Here is a 2,441-nt window from a genome sequence, read left to right as displayed (position 1 = left end):
CTTACGATTCTGTGATGTCAGTTGCAGCGGTCGATAATCAAAATGATCACGCGGCGTTCTCGCAAGCGACGGATCAAGTTGAAATCGCGGCGCCGGGTGTGGCGATTTTGTCCACCGTAACAGTAGGCGAAGGTAAGTTGTCTGACATTACGCTAAACGGTGTTAGCCAGTTTGACCGTGGCATCGTGCCTCATAACCGTTTGGTCCACAACGGCACTGAGTTTGTACCAGCACCAGTTGCAGGTTCAGTCACCGCGACATTGGCAAGCTGTGATGTGTCTGGCGGTAACTTCAACTGTGGCGACATGTCAGGTAAAATCTGTCTTACTGAGCGTATTGGTAATCAATCTTCAGGTACATACCCAGAGGTGGATGCAGTCCGAGCATGTTACAACGCGGGCGCAAGCGCGGCGATTGTATACAGCAACGCGGCATTGGCTGGGTTACAAAACCCATTCTTAGTTGACCAAAACAACGCTTATCGCATGGTGTCGGTGACAGTTGATCGTGCATTTGGTCAAGAGCTATTGGGTTACGTAGGCCAAGAGATCACGGTTGCAACTACATCAGGTGAAGACTACGAGTACTACAACGGCACTTCGATGGCGACTCCGCACGTAACGGGCGTAGCTGGCTTGGTGTGGAGTTACCACCCAACGTGTACCGCAGCGCAAGTACGTAACGCGTTGATCAAAACCGCGACAGACATTGATGTTGCAGGTCGAGATAACCGCACAGGTCACGGCCTAGTGAATGCGGAAGCGGCGAAGCTGTTCTTGGATGCGGGCTGTAATGGTCCTGACGGTGGCGGTAGCTCTTCAGATTCTAGCTACTCAAACACTAACCCTGTTGCGATTCCTGACAACAAAACCTCTGGTGCCATCAGCGCACTGAATGTCGATCGCACTGGCGACTCAGGTACTGTAAGCATTGACGTAGATATTAGCCATACTTACATCGGTGACCTACGAGTGACTCTGACTTCACCGACAGGTGGACAAGTCGTGCTTCACGATAATACTGGCGGCAGCGCTAACGATATCAAAACCACTTTCCAAGTTGATTTCTCTGGTTTTGAATCACAAGGTTCTTGGGAACTTAAAGCCGTCGACAGTGCCAGAAGAGACACAGGTACAATCAACAGTTGGTCTCTGACATTTCAATAAGGAGTGACTATGAAGAAGCTGACCTTACTTTCCGTAACGGCGGGGAGTTTGACCGCGCTATTGGCGATTGGCATGAGCGCCACCAGCCTTGCCAACAACCAAGGCTTTCCTCTTGTGGATGAGCGTCCAACAAGTGCAGAGCAACAACCGGCTCGCTATTTTGTGAAATATCACAAAGGGAAAGAAAGCGAAGTGAGAGCGCTTCTTCGTCACAACAACCTTGAAGTGGTCGATGCTTTGGTGAAACAGCAAGTGTTGGTGGTGACCGGCTCTCAAGAAGATGTCGACAAACTTTCCACCAGCGATGCGGTTGAGTACACCGAGCAAGAACCAACGAGAAAGTTGCTGTCCCAATAAGATAGCCTCAATAAGAAAAACGCCCCTCACGTGAGGGGCGTTTTTTTTGAGTGCTTTTCTATGGCTAAAGCCTCTCAGAGATGAATGCCGACGAGCCTAATTCCGTATTCATCAGAGAGAAAACTTAGCGAACAATCAAACCAAGTAGGATACCTACCGCGCCGAAGTCAGCATCACTGAATGTTGTGTTTGCAAAGCCAAGATCACCCAGTACTGGCATTAGGAATACAGGTAGGAAAGTAATCAGTAGACCTTGTGCAAACGCGCCTAGAATTGCGCCGCGACGACCACCTGTTGCGTTACCAAATACACCTGCCGCAGCACCCACAAAGAAGTGTGGAACGACACCTGGGATAATCACAGTAAGACCCATCACGTACAGCAGGAACATGCCCACTAGACCGGCTGCAAAGCTCGATAGGAAGCCCACCAATACCGCGTTTGGCGCGTATGGGAACACAACCGGACAATCCAGTGCAGGTTTTGCGTTTGGAACCAGTTTGTCTGAGATGCCTTTAAATGCAGGAACGATTTCTGCGATAACCATACGTACACCTTGCAGGATGACGTACACACCACCGGCGAAAGTGATGGATTGCATTAGCGCAAACATAGACCAATGTTTACCGCCACTGACTTCACGGACAAAATCGCCGCCAGCGAACAAACACGTCACCATAAAGATGATGCCCATTGTGAACGAGATAGCCACTGGCGTATCGCGTAAGAACAACAAGCTCTTAGGGACATTCATCTCTTCTGTTGAGTGCTCTTTGTTACCAAACTTGCTGCCAATGAAACCAGCTAGGACGTAAGAAAGCGTTGAGAAGTGACCAATCGCAACGTCGTCTGAGCCTGTTACTTGATTCGTGTATTTGTGCGCAATTGCAGGGAAGAACACCATCACAGAACACACAA

General features: G+C 49.6%; 3 protein-coding genes. 2 read left to right on the top strand and 1 reads right to left on the bottom strand.

What is annotated here, in order from left to right; translation table 11 throughout:
- The coding region (locus R7P35_RS23600; RefSeq protein WP_318092738.1) for a proprotein convertase P-domain-containing protein at positions 1-1,166 on the top strand (1,166 nt) is incomplete at its 5' end.
- Between the two features lie 9 nt (positions 1,167-1,175).
- Positions 1,176-1,523 (top strand): hypothetical protein, encoded by a 348-nt coding sequence (locus R7P35_RS23595; protein ID WP_005464009.1) that lies wholly within the window; start codon positions 1,176-1,178, stop codon positions 1,521-1,523.
- A gap of 124 nt (positions 1,524-1,647) precedes the next feature.
- On the opposite strand, the gene R7P35_RS23590 is transcribed toward R7P35_RS23595, so the two are convergent.
- Positions 1,648-2,441, bottom strand: a 794-nt coding sequence (locus R7P35_RS23590; protein WP_318092736.1) for a PTS ascorbate transporter subunit IIC, incomplete at its 5' end; no start/stop codon positions are given.

Origin of the sequence: Vibrio sp. Vb0304 (assembly GCF_033338995.1) — a bacterium.
GTDB lineage: Bacteria > Pseudomonadota > Gammaproteobacteria > Enterobacterales > Vibrionaceae > Vibrio > Vibrio alginolyticus.
This window is presented reverse-complemented; position numbering and strand designations above follow the sequence as displayed.